17 protein-coding genes are annotated in these 17,204 nt (G+C 40.5%); 15 read left to right on the top strand and 2 right to left on the bottom strand.

The genetic code is table 11. The features are described from left to right. Nucleotides 1–51: 51 nt before the first annotated feature. Both NSQ55_RS19560 and NSQ55_RS19555 read left to right on the top strand, forming a co-directional pair. A complete protein-coding gene (locus tag NSQ55_RS19560; protein ID WP_339168643.1) occupies nt 52–603 on the top strand; it encodes a hypothetical protein in 552 nt (183 codons plus the stop codon). A 618-nt stretch (nt 604–1,221) separates the two neighbouring features. Next, a complete protein-coding gene (locus tag NSQ55_RS19555) occupies nt 1,222–1,467 on the top strand; it encodes a hypothetical protein (protein ID WP_036688955.1) in 246 nt (81 codons plus the stop codon). Nucleotides 1,468–1,529: 62 nt separating this feature from the next. On the opposite strand, the gene NSQ55_RS19550 is transcribed toward NSQ55_RS19555, so the two are convergent. After that, nucleotides 1,530–2,147 carry a histidine phosphatase family protein gene (locus tag NSQ55_RS19550; protein ID WP_339168640.1) on the bottom strand — a complete coding sequence of 206 codons (618 nt, stop codon included), beginning with the start codon at nt 2,145–2,147 and terminating at the stop codon, nt 1,530–1,532. A 158-nt stretch (nt 2,148–2,305) separates the two neighbouring features. Between NSQ55_RS19550 and NSQ55_RS19545 the strand changes: the two genes are divergently transcribed. The 8 genes from NSQ55_RS19545 to rbsB all read left to right on the top strand — a co-directional run bounded on the left by NSQ55_RS19545 (nt 2,306) and on the right by rbsB (nt 9,581). Beyond that, complete coding sequence (locus NSQ55_RS19545) at nt 2,306–3,208, top strand: LysR family transcriptional regulator (protein WP_076183050.1); 903 nt, start codon at nt 2,306–2,308, stop codon at nt 3,206–3,208. Nucleotides 3,209–3,270: 62 nt separating this feature from the next. Beyond that, the gene (locus NSQ55_RS19540) at nt 3,271–3,738 is read left to right on the top strand and encodes a DinB family protein (protein WP_076127369.1); all 468 of its coding nucleotides are present in this window, start codon (nt 3,271–3,273) and stop codon (nt 3,736–3,738) included. 147 nt (nt 3,739–3,885) lie between these two features. After that, complete coding sequence (locus tag NSQ55_RS19535) at nt 3,886–4,866, top strand: LacI family DNA-binding transcriptional regulator (RefSeq protein ID WP_076127368.1); 981 nt, start codon at nt 3,886–3,888, stop codon at nt 4,864–4,866. A gap of 27 nt (nt 4,867–4,893) precedes the next feature. Next, entirely contained in the window at nt 4,894–5,772 is an 879-nt protein-coding gene (gene rbsK, locus NSQ55_RS19530) for a ribokinase (protein ID WP_076127398.1), read from the top strand. A 2-nt stretch (nt 5,773–5,774) separates the two neighbouring features. Further along, nucleotides 5,775–6,170, top strand: coding sequence for a D-ribose pyranase (rbsD, locus tag NSQ55_RS19525; RefSeq protein WP_076127366.1), 396 nt, complete (start codon nt 5,775–5,777; stop codon nt 6,168–6,170). 21 nt (nt 6,171–6,191) lie between these two features. Next, nucleotides 6,192–7,673, top strand: coding sequence for a sugar ABC transporter ATP-binding protein (locus NSQ55_RS19520; RefSeq protein ID WP_076218180.1), 1,482 nt, complete (start codon nt 6,192–6,194; stop codon nt 7,671–7,673). 2 nt (nt 7,674–7,675) lie between these two features. After that, nucleotides 7,676–8,644, top strand: coding sequence for a ribose ABC transporter permease (rbsC, locus tag NSQ55_RS19515; protein ID WP_076127362.1), 969 nt, complete (start codon nt 7,676–7,678; stop codon nt 8,642–8,644). 13 nt (nt 8,645–8,657) lie between these two features. After that, nucleotides 8,658–9,581, top strand: a complete 924-nt coding sequence (gene rbsB / locus NSQ55_RS19510; RefSeq protein ID WP_076183044.1) for a ribose ABC transporter substrate-binding protein RbsB — start codon at nt 8,658–8,660, stop codon at nt 9,579–9,581. Between the two features lie 69 nt (nt 9,582–9,650). Here the strand turns inward: rbsB and NSQ55_RS19505 are convergent, their stop codons facing one another. Then, the gene (locus NSQ55_RS19505; protein ID WP_076183042.1) at nt 9,651–11,516 is read right to left on the bottom strand and encodes an LTA synthase family protein; all 1,866 of its coding nucleotides are present in this window, start codon (nt 11,514–11,516) and stop codon (nt 9,651–9,653) included. 206 nt (nt 11,517–11,722) lie between these two features. On the opposite strand from NSQ55_RS19505, the gene NSQ55_RS19500 reads away from it, so the two are divergent. The 5 genes from NSQ55_RS19500 (at nt 11,723) to NSQ55_RS19480 (ending at nt 17,095) form a co-directional block, all read left to right on the top strand. Then, nucleotides 11,723–12,271 (top strand): sigma-70 family RNA polymerase sigma factor, encoded by a 549-nt coding sequence (locus tag NSQ55_RS19500; RefSeq protein ID WP_339168634.1) that lies wholly within the window; start codon nt 11,723–11,725, stop codon nt 12,269–12,271. Continuing rightward, nucleotides 12,261–13,553, top strand: coding sequence for a DUF4179 domain-containing protein (locus NSQ55_RS19495; RefSeq protein WP_076190606.1), 1,293 nt, complete (start codon nt 12,261–12,263; stop codon nt 13,551–13,553). Before NSQ55_RS19500 ends, NSQ55_RS19495 begins: the two co-directional genes overlap by 11 nt. A gap of 1,831 nt (nt 13,554–15,384) precedes the next feature. Beyond that, a complete protein-coding gene (locus NSQ55_RS19490; RefSeq protein ID WP_339168631.1) occupies nt 15,385–15,900 on the top strand; it encodes a GNAT family N-acetyltransferase in 516 nt (171 codons plus the stop codon). A gap of 48 nt (nt 15,901–15,948) precedes the next feature. After that, complete coding sequence (locus NSQ55_RS19485; protein ID WP_076183031.1) at nt 15,949–16,437, top strand: LURP-one-related family protein; 489 nt, start codon at nt 15,949–15,951, stop codon at nt 16,435–16,437. 259 nt (nt 16,438–16,696) lie between these two features. Further along, nucleotides 16,697–17,095 (top strand): transporter, encoded by a 399-nt coding sequence (locus NSQ55_RS19480; RefSeq protein WP_076304876.1) that lies wholly within the window; start codon nt 16,697–16,699, stop codon nt 17,093–17,095. The last annotated feature ends 109 nt before the right edge of the window (nt 17,096–17,204 follow it).

The raw sequence follows: 17,204 nt of genomic DNA, 5'->3' as shown, positions 1-17,204 counted from the left end.
AAAATTTTTAATATATAATTAATTTATAATCAAAAACAAGGGGGATTTCAAATGAAGTTATTTAAAATGATGTTAGTAGCAGGCGTCTCGGTTGCAGTCTTGTCTGGTTGTGGTGCGAATAATAATAATGCGACTAATTCGGCGGCTACTACGGCTCCAACTACAGAGCAAACGGATGCAGTTACTACAGCTTCAATCGTAAATCAAGCAGATGCGTTTACCAAGGCTGTAAGTAAAGATGGAAATTGGATTATTGCCATTCTAAATGATGTGACGATTGCCCAAGATGTTGTTGTTGAAGGCGAATTCCATGATAAAGGGGCCGCAGACGGCGACATCTACCGTAAGATTGCTCTTTATGCCCAAGACGCTGATCACAAAGTTACTGCCAATTACACACTCACTATACCTAAGTTAACTGTACAAAGTGAAAATTTACGAGTTCAAGGCGGAACCATTAAAGGTGATGTTTATGTAGAAGCGAACGGATTTAATCTGCATGAAACCTCGACTATTGATGGAAATCTTTACTTCGCAAACGAAGATGTGAAAGCAACTGCAGGGATTGAAGGTAAAGTGACTGGGGCAACTGAAGTTAAATAAGTTAGTAATGATTTCGATTAGGTAGAAGTTGAAGGACTAACTATATAGATAGAATTATCCGGATAGGTTCAGGAAAAAGGAATCAGTATGAATGGGCAAACTCATAATGGACTACACCCCATCTAGTTACCATATGAGAGCCGACGGAAGCTTTGAAGTAACAAGTAATGGAGTATTGAAGTGTACAGTAGATGGTTTTAACTGTATTTTGTACAACTAAAATGCTCAAAATGCTCGGCCAATGAAAATAGCTGTATTTAGTACATCTAATTTCTTGATTTAATACTCTACAGGCTATTTCTCTAGTTTTTAATTGTATAGAATACACTTAAAGTTAGAATTAGCCCTTGTGGATATGGAATAAGTGTATAGAATGCAGTTATCTTACAAATTTCAACAAGATAGTGCGTTACAACGGAGTGGGTATCCGAAAGCTACGAATGATTAAGCTTAGCTCGTAACCTACTCAAGCAAACCGCCGCAGACCCAAAACACCAGGCAGTGAACCTCCAACGGAGAATCGCTGCCTGGTTGTTTTTTGTGGATGAATATATGAACTATTGTTGATTTTCTTCATATTGACTTATAATATTACTACCACTACTAGGAGGAACACATATGTCTAAGGAGTATTCGCGCACATATATTGAGAGCGTAAAGCTTGAAATGTTAAATAGGTTGGGATTAAAGCAGGTGTTCTTCAAGGAGCAAATAGGGGATAGCCTAATTTTTGAAGCTGTGGGCTTTGATAAAGGGGCAAAACATCGCTTTTGCGTTAGACCAAAGACGAAAACGATTGATGAATTCATTTCAGGCAAATGGATGAAGGTCCGCAGTTTTATAATCAAAAGTGTGGATATTTAATGTTGAACCCTATAAAGGTAGCCCCGTTAATCGGAGTTACCTTTTTATTTTTTGACCCATAGTCATTGATAATGTGAAGTATCTCCATACAGATCAATGGTTGTATTGTTATCAGTTAGGGTTACTTTACATAATGCTGTAGAGAGAATATCCGGTAACTCCCCAATTTCCTGCAATGATTTATTGAGAAAATAAGCCATAATGACTTTTAAAGTCATCCGATGCGTGACGATGAGCACTTCTAGCCCTACGTTATCGTTTATGATGCGCTCCATTGTCGGCACTGCTCTTTGTTCAAGCTGCTTGTAAGTTTCACCTGAGGTTAGAGGAATATATAGATCGGGTCTGGTGAAAAAATGGGAATATTGTAAAGGGGATTCTAGTTGTATCTGATCCGTATTCATTCCTTCCCAGCTCCCCATGTTAATTTCCATTAAAGAAACTTGCTGATGAATAGGTAAACTCCGCTTTCCCCGTAAAATCTGCGCAGTATGCAATGCTCTTGGACTAGTACTAGAATAAATTGCGCCTAAGTTTTCTACTTCCAAACGATCTCTTAACCATTCCGCCTGCTGTTCGCCCAAGGCTGTAAGCGCAGAATTTTGATGCCCTTGCATTCGTTTTTGTAAATTCCATTCTGTTTGCCCGTGGCGGGTTAAGTATAATACTGTTTTTGTCATTAACGAGACCTCCCTTATGAATAGTTGTAAGTATAAGATAAATAAATATAAATAAACAATATATAATAGTTAACATCCATAATGTATAGTTATAGTAAAATGGCTGAGGATAAGCGGCGAATACAGATATTATTTTATGAAGTGAGGAAGAGATCACGATGAACTATCATGTATTAAAATTGTTTTATTACGTTGCGATCACAGGTAGTGTGACCAAAGCCTCTGAACGTTTGCATATCAGTCAACCCGCTATATCAGCGCAAATCCGTAAGTTTGAACGGGAGAATCATATTTTATTATTTGAAATTAAAGGAAAGAGGATGGTGCTCACCCCTTTAGGAAAAAGGTTAATCGAACCTCTTGAGAAGTTTTTTGCCATGGGTGATCAAGTCCAGCAAATCATTGAAGACTATCACAAATTTCCTGAGGGGAATCTGCGGATTGCAGGTAATTATTTAGCGACAAGCATCCTCATTCCCCGGTGGGCGTCATTATTCAAACAATCTTTTCCGGAAGTTAACATTCAGATCACTACTACTAATTCTCATGGTGTCATGGAAAAATTAAATAATTTTGAAGCAGACGTGGCGATTTACAGTGATATGGAGTTTCCTTCGCATAATACAGGAGTGTTCGAACATCGGGAGTTATATAGGGACGAGTATGTATTCGTGGTTTCTTCCCATCACCCTATTGCCAATCAGCAGGTTAGTTTTGAAGAAGTGATGTCTGAAGCATTTATTATGAGGGAAGAGGGCAGTGCAGCCAGAGAGCAGCTTGTCCGGTTGTGTGAAGAAAGAAGTGTACAGCAGCCAACGATTGGGCTTCAATTTAATGGAGTGAATGAAGTTATTCAAGCTGTCATTGCCGGTTATGGAATTAGTTATGTATCCGCTTTGTTGGCGAAACCTTATCTTGATCAGGGAACATTAGCTAAAATAGCAGTAGAAAATGTAGTCTCCAAGCATTCGATATGGATGGGCTACAGAAAGAAGGAACTTCAAGAAAGTTATATGCAGTCGTTTATTACGCTCGTTATGAAACAATTAAGTATAAAATAATTTTAGAAAATTAAAGATAATCTCATGGTAAACTATGGATAAAAATATTAGGAGGGGTCATAATGGATCAAATTGTATTCAAACAAATTAAGTTTGTGCGAAGTGTTACTGTGCGTGCTGTCGAGGGACTATCTGAGGGAACTTTGAATAGCATTCCAGAAGGGTTTAATAACAATATCCGATGGAATTTGGGACATATTTATTTGGTGCAAGAGAAGTTTGCCTTTCATTCTGCTCGGGAGCTTATGCAATTGCCGGCAAGCTTTGAACGCTTATTTGCGAAAGGGACTAAACCAGCCGAGTGGAATGAGGAACCGCCAACGCTTGAAGTTTTACTTGAGATGCTTACGGAGCAACCTAAACGGATCCAGGAAGCTTTTCACAATCGCTTAAGTGAGCAAGTAACCCCTCTTACAACAGGAAGTGGATTAACCTTAAATTCAATCGGTGAATTCATAAATTTCACACTTTACCATGAAGGTATGCATTTCAATACAATAAAATTATTAAATCGTTTTGCAGATAAATAAATTCAAATAACAAAAGATATCGATATATAGTTGGTATCTTTTGTTAGCTTTATGATCGAAAAAAAGATTTGTAAATGAAAAGGTTATGTGATAATCTAATTTATGTAATACATGTAACCGGTTACACATTGGGGGATGAATGTAAGAATGATGACGATCAAAGATGTCGCAAAAATAGCTGGAGTTTCAGTAGCAACAGTCTCACGGGTTATTAATGAATCTGGTTATGTGAATATCGATACCCGCAAAAAGGTTGAGGCAGCGATCAAAGAAATGAATTATACCCCTAATGAGGTTGCAAGATCATTATACAAGCGTAAATCTAAATTAATCGGGCTGCTCTTGCCTGATATTACTAACCCGTTCTTCCCGCAGTTAGCGCGGGGGATAGAGGATCGGATGCAGGAGCAAGGTTATCGGATCATCTTTGGCAATAGTGATGAGAACGAGGACAAAGAGATGGATTATATTCAAACCTTTATCCAAAACAATGTCATTGGCATGATATCGTCAACCAATTTCCCTGAGAGTGACGTTTATTCTAACTTGAAGATTCCGGTTGTATTTCTGGACCGTACTTCTAATGATAGCCCTTCCGTATACGCAGATGGCAAAAAGGGCGGACGTCTTGCAGCACAGGAGATTATCGCACGGGGAAGCAAAAAAATTACAGTGATACAAGGACCGGCGCATATCAAACCTGCACAAGATCGATTTCTTGGGGCGATTGAAGTCCTTAATGAAATGGGAATCAGCTATAATGTGATCGAAACTTCATCCTTCTCCCATACAGTAGCAGAACAATGGGCTGTGGAGTTATTTGATAAATATATAGATACGGATGGCGTAATTGCCAGTAATGATATTGTGGCGACGGCAGTCATTCATGAAGCACATCGTTTAGGTAAAAGAGTGCCGCAGGATCTGCAAATCATCGGATTTGATGATATCCCGCTCAGCAGCTTGTTGTCACCTGCTTTATCCACCATTCGCCAGCCGGCACATGATATGGGTAGAGAAGCAGCGGGTTTACTTATTAAGCTAATTGAGCAAGATAAGGTGGAAGAGAAGATTATTCAACTACCCGTTAGCTTTGTGGAGCGGGAAACTACAAGAAGTAAAGAATAGATGACAACATGAGAAAGGTTGATGAATATGGCTAAGATATGTGTAATTGGCAGCTGTTCAATGGATTTAGTAGTGACTTCGAATAAGCGGCCTCACGCGGGTGAGACTGTGCTTGGAGAACAATTCTCCACCGTTCCGGGCGGTAAGGGTGCGAACCAAGCCGTCGCTGCTGCCCGTCTAGGAGCAGAAGTTACGATGGTTGGTTGTGTAGGTGATGATTTCTATGGTACCGCTATCATGGATAATCTGAAAAAGAATCGCGTTTTTACCGCCAATGTGGAACCGGTTACACATGTCGAAAGTGGAACAGCTCACATCATTTTAGCGGAAGGCGATAACAGCATTATCGTTGTAAAAGGAGCCAATGATTTAGTTACTCCTGCATTGGTTGAACGGGCACTTGATAATATTAAAGGCTCTGACATGGTATTAATCCAACAAGAAATTCCGGAAGAGACGGTGTCTTATGTAAGTGAGATTTGCTATAAATTCAATGTGCCTATGTTGCTTAACCCAGCACCTGCTCGGCCTATCAGTGAAACGATTATAAACAATGCCACCTATTTAACTCCCAATGAACATGAATGTGCAATATTATTTCCTGAGATGAGTACTGCTGAAGCTTTACGCAAATATCCCAATAAGTTATTTATAACCGAGGGCAGCAATGGTGTACGTTATTACGATGGTAAACAGGAAGTTTTAGTTCCCACCTATAAAGTGAATGCTATAGATACCACTGGAGCAGGAGATACTTTTAATGCGGCATTTGCTGTTGCTCTAGCTGAAGGCAAGTCTATTCGTACTAGTGTAAAGTTTGCCAATCGCGCGGCTTCTTTATCCGTCACAAAATTTGGTGCCCAAGGTGGCATGCCAACAAGAGTAGAGGTGGAGGTGAGTCTTTAATTATGAAAAAACAAGGAATCTTAAACAGTCATATTTCCAAAGTGCTTACTGATTTAGGCCACACCGATACGATTGTCATTGCTGATATTGGATTACCCGTTCCATCTGGTGTTCCAAAGATTGATTTAGCGCTTAAATTGGGAGTTCCCAGCTTTCAAGAGATTGTCGAAATCATTTCAGAGGATATGGTCATAGAGAAAGTTATCGTGGCAGAGGAATTAGCAGCAAAAAATAAAGGCACTTCTGAATACTTGAATGACAAATTTAAGGAAATACCTATAGAGGCGATTTCACATGAACAATTTAAATTGTTAACCCAGCATGCGAAGGTCATCATTCGTACGGGGGAAGCTAAGCCGTATGCAAATTGTATTTTACAAGCCGGGGTCTATTTTTGATAAAAAGGGGGTTCAAAGCATATGCACATTACGATGAAGGATATTTATAAATCTTTTGGGGCTAACCGTGTGTTGACGGGTGTGGATTTTGAGCTGAAGGATGGTGAAGTTCATGCCCTAATGGGAGAGAATGGTGCAGGAAAGTCTACTCTGATGAACATTTTGATTGGACTGCATCAGCGTGATCAAGGAACCATTAGTATAGATGGTCAGGAAACATACTTTAACAATCCCAAAGAGGCTGAACGTTATGGGATCGCTTTTATCCATCAGGAGTTGAATGTGTGGCCGGATATGACAGTTCTAGATAATCTGTTTATTGGTAAGGAACGAACCTCCAAACTAGGGATCTTAAATATGAAAGAAATGAAAGCGTTAGCAAATGAACAGTTTCGTAAGCTCTCCGTAACGATTCCCTTAAATCAAGAGGCGGGGGAATGTTCGGTAGGGGAGAAACAGATGATTGAGATTGCAAAAGCGCTTATGACTCATGCAAAAGTTATCGTCATGGACGAACCGACAGCGGCATTAACCGAACGGGAAATCCAGAAATTGTTCGAAGTCATAACTTCCCTTAAAAAGGAAGGCGTCTCCATCGTGTATATTTCGCACCGGATGGAAGAGATTTTTACGATATGTGACCGAATAACGGTCATGCGAGATGGGAAAACAGTAGACACGAAGCCCATTCCAGAGACTAACTTCGATGATGTAGTTCGGAAGATGGTAGGGCGTGAATTAACCGACCGGTTTCCTGAGCGTACCTCCAAACCCGGAGAGGTTGTTCTTGAAGTTAAAAATGCCACGAAAAAAGGGCAATTTAAAGATGTTAATTTCTCCGTTCGTTCGGGTGAGATCTTAGGTTTCTCAGGATTAATGGGATCTGGACGAACAGAAATGATGAGAACCTTATTCGGATTGGAATCGTTAGACCGTGGTGAGATTATGGTGCGAGGAGAAAAGGTCACGATTCGAAATCCCAATGATGCGATGAAGGCGGGGATAGGATTCGTTACGGAGGACCGTAAAGATGAAGGGTTAGTGCTTGATTTCTCTATTCGAGACAATATGGTGCTTACAAATTTATATAGCTTCGCTCCTAAGGGTGTAATCATTGATAAAAAAGAACAAGAATTTGTAGACATACTTATCAAGCGGCTGCACATCAAGACACAGTCTTCCTCCACTTTAGTCCGGAATTTATCCGGGGGGAATCAACAAAAGGTGGTCATCGCCAAATGGATTGGGATCGGCTTAAGTGTGCTTATCCTCGATGAACCTACCCGTGGAGTGGACGTAGGAGCTAAACGGGAGATCTATCAGCTCATGAACGAATTAACGGAACGTGGAGTCGCCATAATCATGGTATCGTCAGAGCTTCCTGAAGTCTTAGGAATGAGCGACCGGATCGTAGTGGTTCATGAAGGGGAAATTAGTGGAGAGCTATCACAACAAGAAGCTACGCAAGAAAAAATCATGACGTTAGCTACAGGGGGGCAATAGTAATGACAACTATCAAAGGTGAGAGAGAAAATAAAGGTTTTCAAATCGGGCAAATTACACAGAAGCTAGGTCCATTACTAGGGCTGATTATTCTAATTGTTATCGTTACGGTGTTGAACCCAAGCTTTATGGAGCCCCTTAATATCCTGAACTTGCTTAGACAAGTTGCCATAAATGCGCTTATCGCTTTTGGGATGACCTTTGTTATTCTAACGGGTGGTATCGATTTATCGGTGGGTTCTATTCTAGCCCTATCCAGTGCCTTCACAGCTAACCTGATGTTGTCTGGTTGGGATCCTGTCTTAGCCATTATTGTAGGTTGTTTAGCGGGTGGCGTGATGGGGATGGTTAACGGACTGATGATTACAAAAGGTAAAATGGCGCCATTTATCGCTACGTTGGCGACCATGACGATTTTCCGGGGATTAACACTTGTATACACAGACGGTAATCCGATCACAGGTCTCGGAGACAGCATGACCTTCCAATTGTTTGGCCGTGGATATTTACTGGGAATACCTGTACCTGCTATAACAATGATCATCGTCTTCGCAGTCTTATGGGTTGTATTGCACAAAACTCCATTTGGTCGTAAAACCTATGCCATTGGTGGTAATGAAAAAGCATCTATTATTTCAGGGATTAAAGTCGACCGCATTAAAATAATGATCTATTCATTGACCGGTATGTTGTCCGCATTGGCAGGAGCGATCTTGACTTCCAGATTGAACTCAGCGCAACCCACAGCAGGCACATCTTATGAGTTGGATGCTATCGCAGCTGTAGTATTAGGCGGTACGAGCTTAACTGGTGGTCGTGGACGTATCGTGGGCACATTGATTGGTGCATTGATTATCGGGATTTTGAACAATGGATTGAACTTGCTCGGCGTATCCTCTTTTTACCAAATGGTGGTCAAAGGGATCGTTATTGCTATTGCCGTACTCATAGACCGTAAGAAAGCCGTATAAGGGGGATTCCAACATGAAAAAGTTAACTTTGATTCTTACTTCCTTACTATTAATTCTCATGACAGGTTGTTCCTTGGAGCCTCCAGAGTGGGCTAAGCCTAGCAGTGGTGGAAGCATGGAGAATATGAAGATTGGATTATCCATATCTACTTTAAATAACCCCTTCTTTGTATCCGTTAAAGATGGTGTTTTGGCCGAGGCTAAGAAGCAAGGCTTGGAAGTCCTTGTCATTGATGCCCAAAATGATTCTGCTAAACAAAGTAATGACGTCGAAGATTTGATGCAAAAAGGTGTGAATGCGTTATTGATCAATCCAGTGGATTCATCAGCGATCTCGACAGTAGTGCAAACAGCTAACAGTTTAAATATTCCCGTCGTTACGTTGGACCGTTCCGCAGATCAAGGGGATATCAAAGCTCTTGTTGCCTCTGATAATGTAAAGGGTGGCTCTATGGCGGCACAATATATTGTAGAGCAGCTTGGGAAAGGTGCAAAGGTCATCGAGCTAGAAGGATCCCCAGGAGCTTCAGCGACTCGGGAACGCGGTAAGGGATTCCATGAGATTGCGGACAGCCAGCTAGAGGTCATTGCTAAGCAAACGGCTGATTTCGACCGTACGAAAGGGCTGACCGTTATGGAGAACCTTCTACAAGGAAATCCTGGCGTACAAGCAGTTTTCGCTCATAATGATGAAATGGCGCTAGGTGCTATTGAAGCCATTCAAAGTTCAGGCAAGAATATCCCTGTGATTGGTTTTGATGGAAATGAAGATGCACTTAAATCCATCGAAGCTGGTAAATTAACAGGAACCGTTGCGCAGCAGCCTGAATTAATTGGCCAACTAGCCATTCAAGCCGCTAAGGATGTATTAGAAGGCAAAACCGTAGAGAAGCTGATTGCGGCACCGCTTAAACTAGTTGTTAAAGAGTCAAAATAATAATCATTATAGAAAAAGACTGCGCTCACCGATTTGGTGAGCACAGTCTTTTTTGCTATACATTGCAGCTTATTCTTCAATAACTCTATCCGGTAGCTGTGTAACATAACTGTCTGACAAATGGAGTAGCTGTAAGGCACGCTCGAATTCGTCTTCTGTGGATTGCAGAGGTTGGTTGCCGTTACCAGATAAAGTATAATGCTGGCCATCCTCGAAGCCACTGCCGGATAAGAAGAGCTCTTCGTTATTTACGAAAGATCCTGTAGGCAAGTAATACCGTTGTGGTAGTAAGTTATAAGTTGATTGATTCAAGAGATCTTGTCCGAAATGAATATGATCTGCAAGAGAGACACCCAATAAATTAGATACGGTAGGTAAAATATCCACTTGCCCGCCTAGCTGTTCTTTTACACTAGGAGTTGTAATCCCTGTTGCTGACATGATCAACGGAATATTAATCAATTCACGTTCCGAATATTCATGGCCGAGAATCTCTTCCAGTAGGAGATGATCATCCTCTTTTAGAGAGAAGATAGGCAGTCCACGATGATCCCCGTACAATACGATCAAGCTGTTATCCCACACACCGTTTTGTTTGAGCTCATCGATAAAAAGTCCCAGCGCATAATCAGCATAATTCTGAGCCCGAATATAATCGCCAACAAGCGTTCCTTCGAATCGCTCTGGAAGTGTCATTTTGTATTTATCCTCTGGGATGGAGAACGGATTATGAGATGACATCGAAATTACATGGGAGTAGAAAGGTTGCTCATTCTGATCCATTCTTGCCAGCTCTGCAGCTGTTTTTTCATACAAAACTTCATCAGAAGCGCCATAGAATACTGTGTCTTCTTCTCCGAAGTAAGTTTTATCATAATAACGATTGAATCCCAAAGCACTATAAAGCTCACCACGGTTCCAAAAGTCGACTTCGTTCGTATGGAATGTTGCCGTATCGTAACCTTGTGCTTGCAGCAGCTTGGGTAAGCTTGGAAGCTCTTTAGGAGCGTACATTTGGGTAGCTGGACCATCAGGGGGTACATAAAAAGAAGTGTTCACAATAAACTCTGCATCTGAAGTGTTGCCTTGTCCAACCTGCTGGTAGAAACGCGGGAAGTAGAAGCTGCTGGCGGCAAGCTTGTTCATATTTGGTGTGATTTCTTGTCCATCAATCTTTAGATTGATTAAGAAGTTCTGGAAAGACTCCATTTGCAGAATGATTAGATTTTTTCCTTTGGCGGCTCCAAATAAAACCGGATTAGAGATAGCTTGAATTCCTTTGGTTTTATCAATAGTGGATTGCGTAATCTCAGAAACGTCAATTTGTTCTTCCTCTTGATCAGCTAGGAGAGAGTAGGCTTCATAATTAAGAATGCCCATTTGTTCCGCTTTAATCGTTTCGTTCATACTGGCACGGTTTGGAAAAATATTCATTGCACAAATGATGATGGAAATACAGAACAGGACTGCCACCGCTTTACGGTTACTTTTGCGCGACATGGCTTTTTTCCAATCCAGCGCTTTCTGTTTTCTAAACATCACCAAGCTGATGACAATGATATCCACAAAGATAAGCATATATTGAGGACGAAGGACCGAAAATATACTTTTCTTTACGGCTCCCACTTGTTTGACCTGATCTAATACTTGCGAAGTAGCAATGATGCCAAAATGATTATGATATACAATTAATGAGAAAAATAGAGTAGTAATCAATACATTGACAAGCATGTAAATTGCAATTTTTCGTTTCGTAGCGAACCATTCAATCAAGCAAAAGACTAGAAGTACAAAAGGGATTTCTTTAAGCCAAGTGGTCCAAGTAGGGCCATCTTCAAATAGAAAATACCAGGCAAAATAGCTTTTCACAAGCATAATGAGAGAGAAGAATAGCAGGGATCTTTTACTAAGTGTACGAGGTTCTTTAAACGGCATTGCTTATGCCCATCCTTTTCTTTTTAGATTAGTTCATTCTATTACATTGAAGCGTTTAAAATCAACTAGATTTGGGTATGTCTGAGTGAAATTTTCCTGAATATTACAGTTTAGGTGGATTGAATAGTTCACGATATATAAAAATTTTTTATGAAGATGAACTTTTTATAGTGCTCCTGACTCATATAGGGGAGAGAGGTGAAGGCATGGATGTTGTTCGATTGGTGAAAAAAGCTAAAAAGGGAAATAAAGAAGTTTTGCTGCAATTAATCATGTATGAAAAAGATATTTTTTATAGGCTTGCGTACAGCTATATGGGAAATGCGCATGATGCTATGGATGCCATGGAGGAAATGATAGTTACGTTATACGAGAAGATTGATCAACTTAAGAAAGAGGAGTCTTTTTACAGCTGGAGTAAGACGATTTTGGTAAATGGCTGTAAAAGGCAACTTCATAAGCGAAGCAAGCTGGTGTTATTAGAGGACTGGAACATCACTGACGAGAAGGAAAAAGCCGATGTTACATCAGGCAATCCTTATCATAAAAGTGAACAGCAAATGGATATGCAGGCGTTATTGTTACATGTGAACGAGCAGCAAAGAGAAGCAATTCAATTGAAGTATTTTCATGATCTCGATTATCAAACGATAGCTGAGATCACACAGGTCTCGATCGGAACTGTTAAATCAAGGATCTACAATGGATTACAAACGCTGAAAAATCATTACAGAGGTGATGTTGATGAACAATAACGTCGAACAACGATTAGTGGATGAGAAGAGGAACTTAGAGTCCATAACTGCACCTGAGGGTTTAGAAATGAGATTAAGAAATGCTTTAGACTCGGCACCTCCAAAAAGAATAAAAAGAAAAAGCTCGCCCCTCTGGAAGATTGCAGCCGTCATTATATTAGTGATAGTAGTTTCTGGAAACAGCTATAATGCCTTCGCTTATTATGGAAAAAAGTTATTTGGTTTTGATGAGGTGTTAGAGGGAACTTTACAACAACTCAATGAACAAGGAATGGGACAAAGCATAGACAAAAAGACGACGTTAGCAGATGGAACAGAACTTACGATTAACGGAATTATGGCAGATGCCAATCAATTTATTGTATATTACACGTTAAACAATCCTAAGGGACTAGAGGAGACGGGAGATCATTTTAGTCCTTCAAAAATAGAAGGGTTTCTCACGAATTCCAACATAAGAAGTGGCGTATCTTTAATCAACGACGAACATACAGAAATAAAAGGCACGATGACATTTGATAGCGTAAGCCCATTCTCGAAAAAACTGACACTTCATTACTGGGGACCTCCACAGAAAGGGCAGATGAGTGAAGGGAGCATAACGTTTTCTTATAATCCAAATCAAGCGATGGTGACTCAGATCAAACAGTCGATTAATAAAAAGGTCAAAGCCGACAAAGGATCAATTACCTTCAAGTCGATCACGGCCACACCCACCATGACTGTGATTAAAGGGAGTATGAATGTCGAGAATTTCGATCGAATAAGATTAGGGTTAGAAGGCATTCAATTAATTGCCAATGGAAAGCCTGTAGAAATATTAGGTAGTAGCAATAAAACCTCGCTGGGTGGGAGATCATTTGATATTCGTTATGACACCTTGCCAAAAGAACTGCATTCATTGCAGCTGGTTGTTAAAGAGTTTGTTGGATATCAGAAACTGGAAGAAAAGTATCCTCTAAATGCTGATAGTAATGAGCCGATTCTACTGGGGGATAAAGAATTATGGATTAAGGATGTGACCAAGACCGCTCAAGGGATTGAAGTAACTATTGCTACAGATGAGGATGTAATGCTGGATGGTGTGTCTATAGAAAATGCTAACGAAAACACGGCTTTAAAAACAACAATTAATCAAAAAGAGTCAAAACAAACAAACGGTAAACTCATGAAGGAACGCACCTTATTATTTGATACACAAACGAAACCTGAAAGTATTCTGATAGAAGGAATACATTATATGAAGGAATATAACAAGGTCATTGAGATTCCTGTGGATTAAAAAGAAGTGCCATATCCATAATTTATGAAATATAGTAAGCTATAATAGTCTGAGAAAGTGAGGGGGTTATGGAAAATATAGGTGCTTATAAGGTGAGTCGTCCGTCGTTAATGTCGCTTCTGTTTTCTATGATTTTTTCAAGTGGCATACTATTGTTAAATACCAGAAATAATACGGAGTTTAAAGTATTACTTTATTTTGGTTATATATGGTCGACCTTCTGTCTGATTGTTGTAATCATATTGTTCTATAGGATCATTACGATTAGAAAGTTCATTGAGGTTCGGATTCTTCCGGACTCTATAATAGTAGAAAACAAAGAAATTCAAGCGAATCAAATTGATAATATTTATGTAAAGGGCTATTTCATACCCGTAATAGGCATTAAACCTGTAGATCACAAATTTCCTCCCTATAGATTATGTTTTAGTTTTCTTGACGAAGAATACAAGGGAATGAAAGAACTAACCGCATGGGCCGAAAGTAATCAGATTAAACTATCTAAAAAAAGATTTATGAGATGGCTTTAACCGGGCTCTTACCAGTCCACCATACCGCGCTATATGCGCATTGCGGAAAGGATGGGTGTCCCAAAAGCCGAAAATGGCTGCTGGGGCACCTCATTTTTTTTGCTCCATCATCGTCCCCCAAACGTCGCTCGTTTCCTCCATCCGCGAATCCTGAAACTTCGTTTGCTTCCTCCATCATCAAGAACCCTCTACTTTTGTCACCTCCGCTATCCCCCAAAAAAAACTACACTTTCTTCGATCACATTTGCACACCCGTAAGCATCTATCGGACTCAGATGACCCTTAGACGCGTCATATCCCACTTTTGGAATTCTAACGGACCGCATAGTCGCTATTGGCCTGAAAAACACCCCGAAAGCAGCCTTTTCAGGGGAATAACTGCACTGAAGTCCGAAACTTTGCTCCAAAGCCGAAATATTCGCAAATAACGTCATCTGGGTCCGAAAGTAACCGTCTTCCATCATCGAGTCCCCAAACCTCGTTCGCTTCCACTATCCGCGAATCCTCATACTTCGTTTGCTACTGCTATCACTGATTTCCAAATCCCGCTGACATTCTCTATCATCGACCCCCCAAGTCACGCTTTCTTCGATCACATTTGCGCACCTGAAAGTGGCTATGGGACTCAGATGACCCTTAGACGCGTCATATCTCACTTTTGGAATCCTAACGGACCGCATAGCCGCTATTGGCCTGAAAAACACCCCGAAAGCAGCCTTTTCGGAGGAATAACTGCACTGGAGTCCGAAACTTTGCTCCAAAGCCGAAATCTTCGCAAATAACGTCAACTGGGTCCGAAAGTAACCATCTTCCATCATCGAATCCCCAAGCCACACATTCTTGAATCAAATTTGCGCGCCCGGAAGCATCTAACGGACTCAGATGACCCTTAGACGCGTCATATCTCACTTTTGGAATCCTAACGGACCGCATAGCTCTTATTCGTCTAAAAAACACCCCAAAAGATGACGTTTCGAAGGAATAACTGCACTGGAGTCCGAAACCTTGCTCCAAAGCCGAAATCTTCGCAAATAACGTCATCTGGGTCCGAAAGTAACCGCCATCCATCATCGAATCCCCAAAACCTCGTTCGCTTCCCCTTTTGGAGTTCTGACTGCCGTATAGAGACTGATTACCCCAATACGCTAATAGGTAGAATGAATGGTAAATCCTTAGTTTTTTTGTTGCAAATACAACAATTATGGTATACTATTTTCCTGTCACATCTGCATAACACCATATAATTAGAGCTCGAAATAAGAGTTTATTTGTAAATTGATATTTTAAAAGGAGAAAACAATATGGCTATCAATATAAAAAAGTGCACGGTCGAAGATCTAGGTTCACTTCAAGGAATTAGTGTTGAAACATTTAATGAGACATTTAGAAATCAAAATTCACCTGAAAATATGAAGGCCTACCTGGATAGAGCATTTAACTTAAAACAATTAGAAAAAGAATTGTCGGATAGCTCATCAGAATTCTATTTTATTTATTTTAATGAAGAAATCGCTGGGTATTTAAAGGTTAACACCGAGGATGCTCAATCTGAAGTAATGGGTAATGATTCACTTGAAGTCGAGAGGATCTATATTAGAAAAAAATTTCATAAACAGGGGCTTGGGAAATATCTAATAAATAAAGCTATAGAAATAGCGGTACAATGTAATAAAGAGAAGATTTGGTTAGGGGTTTGGGAAAAAAATAAAAACGCTATTAGCTTTTATGAAAAAATGAGGTTTGTTCATACAGGAACTCATTCTTTTTATATGGGTGAAGAAGAACAAATAGATTTTATTATGACAAAACAACTATAACATTTGTCTAAAATGATGTTAACTAAGAGGAACGATAGGAGGCTTAGAATGAAGCAACTTTATATAAAACAAAAGGTATTCAGTCTAAGTGGTAAATTCACGGTAAAGAATCAGCAGGAGCAAGATGTCTATTACGTAGAGGGCAGTTTTATGCAAATTCCCAAGACATTCTCCATCATGAATACAACAAGAGATGAAGTCGCACTTATTACGAAAAAAGTGTTCAGTTTTTTACCAAAGTTTTTTGTAGAAGTAGATGGTCGAGAGGTATTGACGATTAAGAAGGAGTTTTCTTTCTTTAAAGCACGTTATACGATTGATGCGGCTGACATTGAGGTACATGGTAATTGGTGGGATATGGATTTTCAGGTTTTACAGCATGGTGTAGTCATCGGTAAAGTGAACAAGGAATGGTTCACTTGGGGGGATAGCTATAAGGTTCAAATATTGAAGGATGAGATGGAGACGCTCATGATTGCGTTCGTTGTCGCTATTGATTGTGTGAAGGCTGACCAGGCATCTACATCACATCAGTGAAGATTCAATATTAAAGTTAAAAACTTAGTAAGGTGATGTAGACGGAATAAATTCAGCAGGTAAAGCTGAGTGTAATTGGTCAGTTTATCTATGATGCGCTGAACGTACCATAAGTAGAGGCAAATTAGGTTTCTGATAGTGCCTATGCTAGATCTTATTGTTGATTTTCATTTTTTGAAAAAACGCCTATTGCGCCCAAACGCTCTCTCCGCGAATGCATATGATGATTATGCCTACTCATTGAAAGGAGCGATCACATATGGGATTTTTTCCAACACCGGGAGCCGGCGGGGGATTTCCAGGATTCCCAGGCGGACCTGGCGTGCCGGGAGGACCAGGAGGACCAGGAGGACCAGGGTTTCCGGGTGGAACCCCCGGACAATTTCCGGGGGGTGCACCGGGAGGCGTTCAAGCGCCGACGGCTCCTCCACCGCAATTCGTGCCACAAATGTCGTCTACCACATTTGCCATTGATCCCGGCGGGATCAGACGCTGCCTGTTCCGCAACACATACATTTGGCTGAACAACGGCGAGCAATTCTGGTTCTTTCCGGTATTCGTCGGACGTAATTCTATTGCAGGGTTCAGATGGAACGGTTTTTTCTGGTCGTACTTCGGCATTGATTTGAATCGGATTAGCTCGTTCACGTGCTTCTAAGGCAGACAGCGATAGAGAACAGCCAGCAGGCTGTTCTCTATGTTGTGCAAATTATCGTGTCCCGGGAGTTGTGAATTTCGCAAAAGATACATAGTGAAGAATCGTTTCC

Origin of the sequence: Paenibacillus sp. FSL H7-0943 (genome assembly GCF_037963265.1) — a bacterium.
Taxonomy (GTDB): Bacteria; Bacillota; Bacilli; order Paenibacillales; family Paenibacillaceae; genus Paenibacillus_AQ; species Paenibacillus_AQ odorifer.
The sequence above is the reverse complement of the archived record's forward strand: the minus strand, read 5'-3'. Positions and strand labels throughout refer to the sequence as shown.

Excerpts from the sequence above, each read along its gene's own strand:
- NSQ55_RS19560 (WP_339168643.1), top strand. The coding sequence starts at position 52 with ATGAAGTTATTTAAAATGATGTTAGTAGCAGGCGTCTCGGTTGCAGTC.
- NSQ55_RS19555 (WP_036688955.1), top strand. The coding sequence starts at position 1,222 with ATGTCTAAGGAGTATTCGCGCACATATATTGAGAGCGTAAAGCTTGAA.
- NSQ55_RS19550 (WP_339168640.1), bottom strand. The coding sequence starts at position 2,147 with ATGACAAAAACAGTATTATACTTAACCCGCCACGGGCAAACAGAATGG.
- NSQ55_RS19545 (WP_076183050.1), top strand. The coding sequence starts at position 2,306 with ATGAACTATCATGTATTAAAATTGTTTTATTACGTTGCGATCACAGGT.
- NSQ55_RS19540 (WP_076127369.1), top strand. The coding sequence starts at position 3,271 with ATGGATCAAATTGTATTCAAACAAATTAAGTTTGTGCGAAGTGTTACT.
- NSQ55_RS19535 (WP_076127368.1), top strand. The coding sequence starts at position 3,886 with ATGATGACGATCAAAGATGTCGCAAAAATAGCTGGAGTTTCAGTAGCA.
- rbsK (WP_076127398.1), top strand. The coding sequence starts at position 4,894 with ATGGCTAAGATATGTGTAATTGGCAGCTGTTCAATGGATTTAGTAGTG.
- rbsD (WP_076127366.1), top strand. The coding sequence starts at position 5,775 with ATGAAAAAACAAGGAATCTTAAACAGTCATATTTCCAAAGTGCTTACT.
- NSQ55_RS19520 (WP_076218180.1), top strand. The coding sequence starts at position 6,192 with ATGCACATTACGATGAAGGATATTTATAAATCTTTTGGGGCTAACCGT.
- rbsC (WP_076127362.1), top strand. The coding sequence starts at position 7,676 with ATGACAACTATCAAAGGTGAGAGAGAAAATAAAGGTTTTCAAATCGGG.
- rbsB (WP_076183044.1), top strand. The coding sequence starts at position 8,658 with ATGAAAAAGTTAACTTTGATTCTTACTTCCTTACTATTAATTCTCATG.
- NSQ55_RS19505 (WP_076183042.1), bottom strand. The coding sequence starts at position 11,516 with ATGCCGTTTAAAGAACCTCGTACACTTAGTAAAAGATCCCTGCTATTC.
- NSQ55_RS19500 (WP_339168634.1), top strand. The coding sequence starts at position 11,723 with ATGGATGTTGTTCGATTGGTGAAAAAAGCTAAAAAGGGAAATAAAGAA.
- NSQ55_RS19495 (WP_076190606.1), top strand. The coding sequence starts at position 12,261 with ATGAACAATAACGTCGAACAACGATTAGTGGATGAGAAGAGGAACTTA.
- NSQ55_RS19490 (WP_339168631.1), top strand. The coding sequence starts at position 15,385 with ATGGCTATCAATATAAAAAAGTGCACGGTCGAAGATCTAGGTTCACTT.
- NSQ55_RS19485 (WP_076183031.1), top strand. The coding sequence starts at position 15,949 with ATGAAGCAACTTTATATAAAACAAAAGGTATTCAGTCTAAGTGGTAAA.
- NSQ55_RS19480 (WP_076304876.1), top strand. The coding sequence starts at position 16,697 with ATGGGATTTTTTCCAACACCGGGAGCCGGCGGGGGATTTCCAGGATTC.